Below are 7,158 nucleotides of genomic sequence, written 5' to 3' on the forward strand. Positions count from 1 at the left end.
CCTGCCGGTCTTCCACCCGAAGGGCGGCGTGATCCGCAAGGCCATGGAGGACTACTCGCGCCAGCGTCACACCGACGCCGGGTACGAGTTCGTCTATACCCCGCACATCACCAAGGGTCACCTCTATGAGGTTTCGGGCCACCTCGACTGGTACCGCGACGGCATGTTCCCCCCGATGCACATCGACGCGGAACTGGCTGAGGACGGCTCGGTGCGCAAGCCCGGCCAGGACTACTACCTCAAGCCGATGAACTGCCCCATGCACAACCTCATCTTCCGATCGCGCGGGCGGTCCTACCGCGAGCTGCCGCTGCGCCTGTTCGAATTCGGGTCCGTCTACCGGTACGAGAAGTCCGGCGTGGTGCACGGCCTGACCCGCGTGCGCGGCATGACCCAGGACGACGCCCACATCTACTGCACGCGCGAGCAGATGAAGGACGAACTGGCCGGGACACTCAACTTCGTGCTCGGGCTGCTGAAGGATTACGGCCTCAATGACTTCTACCTCGAGCTCTCCACGCGCAACCCCGAGAAGTCGGTCGGCTCGGAGGAGATCTGGGACGAGGCCACCCGCACCCTCGCGGAAGTGGCCGAAGCCTCCGGACTCGACCTGGTGCCCGATCCGGGCGGCGCAGCGTTCTACGGTCCGAAAATCTCCGTCCAGGCACGCGATGCGATCGGGCGCACCTGGCAGATGTCCACCATCCAGCTGGACTTCAACCTGCCCGAGCGCTTCGAACTCGAATACCAGGCGCCCGACGGGACACGCCAGCGACCCGTCATGATCCACCGGGCGCTGTTCGGCTCCATCGAGCGGTTCATGGGCGTGCTGACCGAACACTACGCCGGGGCGTTCCCCGCCTGGCTCGCGCCTGTTCAGGTGCTGGCCATTCCTGTCGCGGAGGCATTCAACGACTACCTGTTCGACGTCGTGGATCGGCTTAAGGCCGAGGGCATCCGGGCCCAGGTGGACGCGGGTTCGGACCGGTTCCCGAAGAAGATCCGCACGGCAAGCAAGGAGAAAGTGCCCTTCGTCCTGATTGCCGGCGGCGAGGACGAGGAGGCCGGGGCTGTCTCCTTCCGCTTCCGCGACGGCAGCCAGGACAATCAGGTGCCGGTCGCCGACGCCGTCCGCCGCATCGTGGAGGCCGTGCGCACGAGGGATGCGTCGATCTGATGACCGAACCAGCCGGGCAGGGGGCTCCGCAGGACGGGAGTGTCACGGACGACTTCGAGATACCGGGAGTGCCGGACGCATTCCAGCGGCTCTGGACGCCGCACCGCATGGCCTACATCAAGCGCGGCCAGGACCAGGTCAAGTCTGAGGACAACTGCCCGTTCTGCCTGGCTCCCAGCCGGAGCGACGAGGAATCACTCATCGTGCACCGTGGCGTGCACGCCTATGTCGTGCTCAACCTCTATCCCTACAACCCGGGCCACCTGCTCATCTGCCCCTACCGCCATGTCCCCGACTACACCGACGTCGACCTCGCCGAAACAGCAGAGATCGCGGCCCTCAGCCAGACCGCGATGCGGGCACTGCGGCACGTCTCCAGCGCGACGGGATTCAACCTGGGCATGAACCAGGGCGTCACCGGGGGAGCAGGAATCGCGGCGCACCTGCATCAGCACGTGGTGCCGCGTTGGGGCGGCGACGGGAACTTCCTGCCGATCATCGCCCAGACCAAGGCCGTCACCCAGACCCTCGGCGAAGTGCGCAGCCAGCTCGCGTCCGCCTGGCCGACCCTGCCGCTGGCCGACGACGGCGTCATGCGTACTCCCGACGGAACGGGCTGAGCGGTGCTGAACAAATACGCCAGGACGTTCTTCACCTCGCTCCTCACCCCGCTGGCACGGCTGCTGCTGAAGTGGGGCGTCACTCCGGATGCCGTCACGATCGCCGGAACGCTCGGGGTGACGCTCGGCGCGCTGGTTCTCTATCCTCTCGGTGAGCTGTTCTGGGGGACGATATTCATTACGCTGTTCGTTTTCTCCGACCTCCTGGACGGCATCATGGCGCGCATCAAGGGGCAGGGCGGACCGTGGGGAAGTTTCCTCGACTCGACGCTGGACCGTCTGGCCGACGGCGCCCTCTTCGCCGGCGTCGCGCTCTGGTTCTTCACCGGCGGCGGCAACGCCGCAGTGGGCGTCGCGGCCCTTTCGTGCCTGGTGCTCGGCATGCTGGTCTCGTATGCACGGGCCAAAGCCGAGTCGCTGGGGTTCACCGCCAACATCGGCATCGCCGAGCGGGCCGAACGGCTTGTCGCCGTCCTGGTGGCGACCGGTCTGACCGGCCTCGGAATGCCGGTCGGTTTCCTGCTGGGCGTCCTCACCCTCCTGGCGGTGGCGAGCCTCGTGACCGTCATCCAGCGGGTAGCGGCTGTGCGGCGGCAGTCGCTCGCGATGACGGGCGGCTGACCGCTCCGCCCGGCTCTGAAGCTCCGCTCGGTTTTGATGTTACGTCCGGTTCTGATGCTTCGCCCGGTTCTGATGCTTCGCCCCGTTCTGATGTTACGTCCGGCTTTGATCCTTCGCCCGGTTCTGATGCTTCGCCCGCCGCGAAGGCGGCTTCAGCACGGCGCCTCCCATCCGATAGCGGGCGTACCATGGATTGTTATCCTTTATCTACTTTTTAGGGGCAAGTTGTGTCCAGCGTTGAAGAGAATTCGACAACCGCGGCCCGCACCGGCGGCAACCGGGTCAAGCGCGGAATGGCAGAAATGCTGAAGGGCGGCGTCATCATGGACGTCGTCACCGCAGAGCAGGCCCGCATTGCCGAGGATGCCGGCGCCGTAGCAGTGATGGCCCTCGAGCGGGTTCCTGCTGACATCCGCGCCCAGGGCGGCGTTTCCCGGATGAGCGATCCCGACATGATCGACAGCATCATCGCGTCGGTCTCCATTCCGGTGATGGCCAAGGCACGCATCGGGCACTTCGTCGAGGCTCAGGTCCTGCAGTCACTGGGCGTGGACTACATCGACGAATCCGAGGTCCTGACCCCCGCCGACTTCACCAACCACATCGACAAGTGGAAGTTCACCGTCCCCTTCGTCTGTGGAGCGACCAACCTCGGCGAGGCGCTCCGGCGCCTCAGCGAGGGTGCCGCAATGATTCGCTCGAAGGGTGAGGCCGGCACGGGCGACGTCTCCAATGCCACCATGCACATGCGGAAGATCCGCTCGGAGATCAACCGGCTGTCCTCGATGGCCGACGACGAGCTCTACGTTGCGGCGAAGGAGCTCCAGGCCCCGTACGACCTCGTCAAGGAGGTGGCGAAAGCCGGCAAACTGCCTGTCGTGCTCTTCACCGCAGGTGGTATCGCCACTCCCGCCGATGCCGCCATGATGATGCAGCTCGGCGCCGACGGCGTGTTCGTCGGCTCGGGGATCTTCAAGTCAGGCAACCCTGCCGAGCGGGCCAACGCGATCGTCCAGGCCACCACGTTCCACGACGATCCCGACATGGTCGCCAAGGTCTCACGCGGGCTCGGGGAGGCTATGGTGGGCATCAACGTCGATGAACTGCCGCAGCCCCACCGCCTGGCGGAGCGCGGCTGGTAACAGCCGCTCTTCGAGCGGCAAACGCCTTCGAGGACTACGTGCGCGCCGGTTCATTCCGGTGCGCACGTCCTTTGCCGGGTTCATCTGACCGGCGGTCCACACCGGCAGGGCAACGCCGGTCAACCGGATCAGTTTCTATCCCGCCGGTGGATACTGGCGTCCGGTCGGTGACGCTTTCCCCGTCCTGGCCCGGGAAGCGCTAAAGCGTCAGCCAGTGCGTCTTCCCGCGTCCCACGAGCGTGAACCCGCGCTGCGAATAGAAAGCGTAGCCCTCCGGTGTCGCATTGAGCGCGAGGTGGCGGGCGCCCGCTTCTGCTGCGGCCCGGGCAGCCCTGCTCAGCAGTGCGGTGCCGAAGCCCCGGCGCTGGTAGTCGGGAAGCACCTCCATGTTGAAGATGCCGCCGAGGCCCTCCAGTCCGTGCACGCCGGACGGGTGGAAGGCGTAGGCGGCACCGCAAATGCCCTCGCTGGTTCGTACTTCCGCGTGCCACGCCTGCCGCGGCTGCGTCTTCACCACCCGCAGCTCCCGGGAGAGCGGCCCCCGGTACTCCGCCACATCGGTGGTCAGGGCGGCCGTTCCGGCGTCGTACGACGCCGGAACGGTGACCGGTGCCGCCATCCACCACGGCTGCCATCCCGGCTCGAAGCCCAGTTCGGCGAGCCCGGCGCTGCGCACGGCCCCGTTGAGCCAGACACCGACCGTGGTGGCCCCGAGGCGCGTGCCCTCAGCGAGCGCCGGCCGCACTCCTGCGGCAGAGATCTGCTCCGGGAACATCAACATCAGCTCACGCCGCGCAGGAAGCCACGCCCAGGTACTGCCATGCGTGGAGAAGGTCTTTCCTCCGGTGGCGCCTGCCAGCGCAGCAAACCAGGCTGACTGCAGTCGTTGGCACTGGGCGATGGTGACCATGGAAGCTCCGGTTCAGGCTAGGCCGCGCCGTTTCAACAGCGGCGCGATTTCGGCGTCGCGCCCACGGAAGTTCCGGAACGCCTGCAGTGGATCAATGCTGTTGCCCTTCGAGAGCAGCTCCCGGCGGAAATGCCCACCGTTCGCCCGGCTCAAACCTCCCGAGGACTTGAACCACTCCACCGTGTCGGCGTCCAGCACTTCGCTCCAGATGTAGGCGTAGTACGACGCCGCGTAGCCACCGGCGAAAATGTGCTTGAAGTATCCAGTGCGGTAGCGCGGCGGGATGGGTGCGTAGTCGAGCCCGGCGTCCCTGAGGGCCTGCTCCTCGAAGGCCAGCGGGTCCTCCACGATCGTACCTGCCGGGATCGAGTGCCAGGCGAGGTCGAGCAGTGTGGCTCCGAGGTACGCGGTTGTCTCGAAGCCTTCGCCCCAGGTCCTGGCCGAGACGATGCGCTCGATGGTCTCCCGCGGCAGCGGTTCACCCGTTTGGTAGTGCCGCGCGTAATTCTCCACGATGTCGGGCCAGAGGATCCACATCTCGTTGACCTGCGAGGGATACTCGACGAAGTCCCGGGGCACACTGGTGCCGGAGAACGTGGGGTAGGTGACGTCGGAGAACAGTCCGTGAAGGGCATGCCCGAACTCGTGGAAGGCTGTGGTGACCTGATCGAAGGTCAGCAGGGTCGGCTCCCCCTGCGCGGGCTTGGGAATGTTCAGGTTGTTCACGACGACGGCGCGGGTACCGTTCAGCGCGGATTGCTCCACGAGGGAGTTCATCCAGGCACCGCCGTTCTTGGTGTCCCTGGTGTAGTAGTCACCGAGGAAAAGCCCGAGGCCGGAGCCGTCCTCCTCGAAAACCTCCCAGACACGCACTTCCGGGTGATAGCCGGTGAGGTCGCTGCGTTCGGTGAACGTCAGCCCGTACAGCCTGTTCGCCGCGTAGAAGATGCCGTCCTGAAGTACGCGCTCCAGTTCGAAGTAGGGGCGAAGCGCCGCAAGGTCGACGTCGTACTTCCGCTGGCGGACCTTTGCCGAGTAGAAATCCCAGTCCCACGCCTCGATGCCATGGCCGGCCTCGGCCTCGAGCTCCGTCGCCTCGGCACGTGCATTGCGCAGCGCAGGAACGGCCAGCTCGTGCATCCTGTCCATAATCGCGTCGAGCGACCGCGCCGTCTGGTTGTCGGTCGCGGCAGCCGCGTGGTTATCGAAGCCGAGCAGCGCCGCCCGCTCCGCGCGCAATGTCGCCATGCGGGACGCCAGCTCCAGCGTATTAGTGTCGCCGGGCTTGAAGCCGCGAGTGACGGACGCCTCATGCAGCCGCCGACGGACGTCCCGGTTCGTCAGGTTCTCCAGGGCCGGCTGGGCTGTCGGGAGGATCAGGGTCACCAGATACTTCCCCGGGTGGCCCGCCGAGTCCGCAGCCCCGGCGGCAGCAGAAATGTCATCCGGCGAGAGACCGTCGAGTTCCCCGGCGGAGTCGAGCAGGAGCGCTGACGCATTCGTGTCCTTCAACAGGCGCTGCTGGTAGTCGGTGCTCAGTCCCGAGAGTTCGGTGTTGAGCTCGCGCAGACGCTTCTGGGCGCCGTCGTCGAGCATGGCGCCGGCCCGGATGAAGCTGCGGCGGTACTCGTCGACGAGACGTTCGGCCTCGGCGTCGAGCCCTTCGACGGAGACGGAAGTGAGCCGCTGGAAGAGGTCCCGGTTCAGGAAGATGTTGTCCTGGTGTGCGGCGTAGCGCGGTGCAATCTCGGTCTCAAGGTCCTGGATGGCGGGGGTCGCGTGTGCTGAGGACCTGTTGTAGAAGGCGCCTGCGACACGGTCGAGTACCTCTCCGGCCTGCTCGAAAGCCAGCACGGTGTTGTCGAAAGTTGCCGCTTCCGCGTTCGCGGTGATGGCCCCGATTTCCTCGAGGTGCTCTGCGAATCCTGCGTTGAACGCAGGAAGGTAGTGCTCATCGAGGATGTTCTCGAAGGGCGGCAATTGGTAGGGGAGGGTGCTCTGGGTGAGGAAAGGGTTGCTCATAGTAACCAACTTTTGCACGTTCCTGCGGTTCCATGGCGGAGGCGTGCAGCGGCAGGGATTCCTCTTGGGGTAGGGCGGTGCCCGGCATAGGGTCGGTTGCAGGTCTTGAGGCCGGAGTCGGCGGCGAACGAAGGAGCGGCAGGGATGGAATTCCAGGAAGTTATGGAAGGGATCGGCAAGGCCGTCGATGCGGCGGGGGTGGTCGCGATCGTGATCGGCGCAGCGGTGGCGAGCCTGCTCGCGGGAAGGGCGCTGCTCCGCCGGAGACCGGGGAACGAGGTGTATGGGCAGTACCGCCGTCGGCTGGGTCGCTCGATCCTCCTCGGTCTCGAACTGCTCGTGGCTGCCGATATCATCCGGACGGTGGCCGTGACGCCGACCTTTGAGTCGGTGGGCGTGCTCGCGCTGATCGTGCTGATCCGGACGTTCCTGAGCTTCTCCCTGGAACTCGAGATCACGGGCCGGTGGCCGTGGCAGAAGCGGGCGGACCCGGCAGCCGCGGGCGAGGCTGCCTAGTCCGGCACATCCGGCCAGACTGGCGAGTCCGGCTGGGGATCGAGTGTGCAGAAATAACGGGTAAGTGAGCTGGGAGCCGTCTTTGCTGTGCAGTCGATCCGGGGCGCCGTTGAGCTGAGTCCGGCTGGGGATCGAGTGTGCAGAAATAAC

General features: G+C 66.0%; 7 protein-coding genes. 5 read left to right on the plus strand and 2 right to left on the minus strand.

Annotation, left to right across the window (positions count from 1 at the left end; genetic code table 11):
- The 4 genes from thrS to pdxS form a co-directional block, all read left to right on the plus strand.
- Positions 1-1,177, plus strand: a 1,177-nt coding sequence (gene thrS / locus Y704_RS25195; RefSeq protein WP_035772100.1) for a threonine--tRNA ligase, incomplete at its 5' end; no start/stop codon positions are given.
- Complete coding sequence (locus Y704_RS19965; protein WP_051476844.1) at positions 1,177-1,797, plus strand: HIT family protein; 621 nt, start codon at positions 1,177-1,179, stop codon at positions 1,795-1,797. The genes thrS and Y704_RS19965, both read left to right, overlap by 1 nt.
- Before the next feature lie 3 nt (positions 1,798-1,800).
- A complete protein-coding gene (pgsA, locus tag Y704_RS0108730; RefSeq protein ID WP_026549843.1) occupies positions 1,801-2,418 on the plus strand; it encodes a phosphatidylinositol phosphate synthase in 618 nt (205 codons plus the stop codon).
- A gap of 227 nt (positions 2,419-2,645) precedes the next feature.
- Positions 2,646-3,560: a pyridoxal 5'-phosphate synthase lyase subunit PdxS gene (gene pdxS, locus Y704_RS0108735; protein ID WP_026549844.1), complete on the plus strand. Its 915-nt coding sequence runs from the start codon at positions 2,646-2,648 to the stop codon at positions 3,558-3,560.
- 199 nt (positions 3,561-3,759) lie between these two features.
- Here pdxS and Y704_RS0108740 read toward each other — a convergent pair whose 3' ends face one another.
- Positions 3,760-4,470, minus strand: coding sequence for a GNAT family N-acetyltransferase (locus Y704_RS0108740; RefSeq protein WP_026549845.1), 711 nt, complete (start codon positions 4,468-4,470; stop codon positions 3,760-3,762).
- Between the two features lie 12 nt (positions 4,471-4,482).
- Positions 4,483-6,492 carry a M3 family metallopeptidase gene (locus Y704_RS0108745; protein WP_051476845.1) on the minus strand — a complete coding sequence of 670 codons (2,010 nt, stop codon included), beginning with the start codon at positions 6,490-6,492 and terminating at the stop codon, positions 4,483-4,485.
- 144 nt (positions 6,493-6,636) lie between these two features.
- Here Y704_RS0108745 and Y704_RS0108750 point away from each other — a divergent pair, with 144 nt between their 5' ends.
- On the plus strand, positions 6,637-7,008 hold the full coding sequence (locus Y704_RS0108750; RefSeq protein WP_026549847.1) for a DUF1622 domain-containing protein: 372 nt from the start codon (positions 6,637-6,639) through the stop codon (positions 7,006-7,008).
- Positions 7,009-7,158 lie beyond the last annotated feature (150 nt).

Source organism: Arthrobacter sp. Br18, from assembly GCF_000520555.1.
GTDB lineage: Bacteria > Actinomycetota > Actinomycetes > Actinomycetales > Micrococcaceae > Arthrobacter_D.

What these genes read in the sequence shown, in the direction of transcription:
- Y704_RS19965 (WP_051476844.1), top strand. Translation starts at nt 1,177, where the DNA reads ATGACCGAACCAGCCGGGCAGGGGGCTCCGCAGGACGGGAGTGTCACG.
- Y704_RS0108740 (WP_026549845.1), bottom strand. Translation starts at nt 4,470, where the DNA reads ATGGTCACCATCGCCCAGTGCCAACGACTGCAGTCAGCCTGGTTTGCT.
- Y704_RS0108745 (WP_051476845.1), bottom strand. Translation starts at nt 6,492, where the DNA reads ATGAGCAACCCTTTCCTCACCCAGAGCACCCTCCCCTACCAATTGCCG.
- Y704_RS0108750 (WP_026549847.1), top strand. Translation starts at nt 6,637, where the DNA reads ATGGAATTCCAGGAAGTTATGGAAGGGATCGGCAAGGCCGTCGATGCG.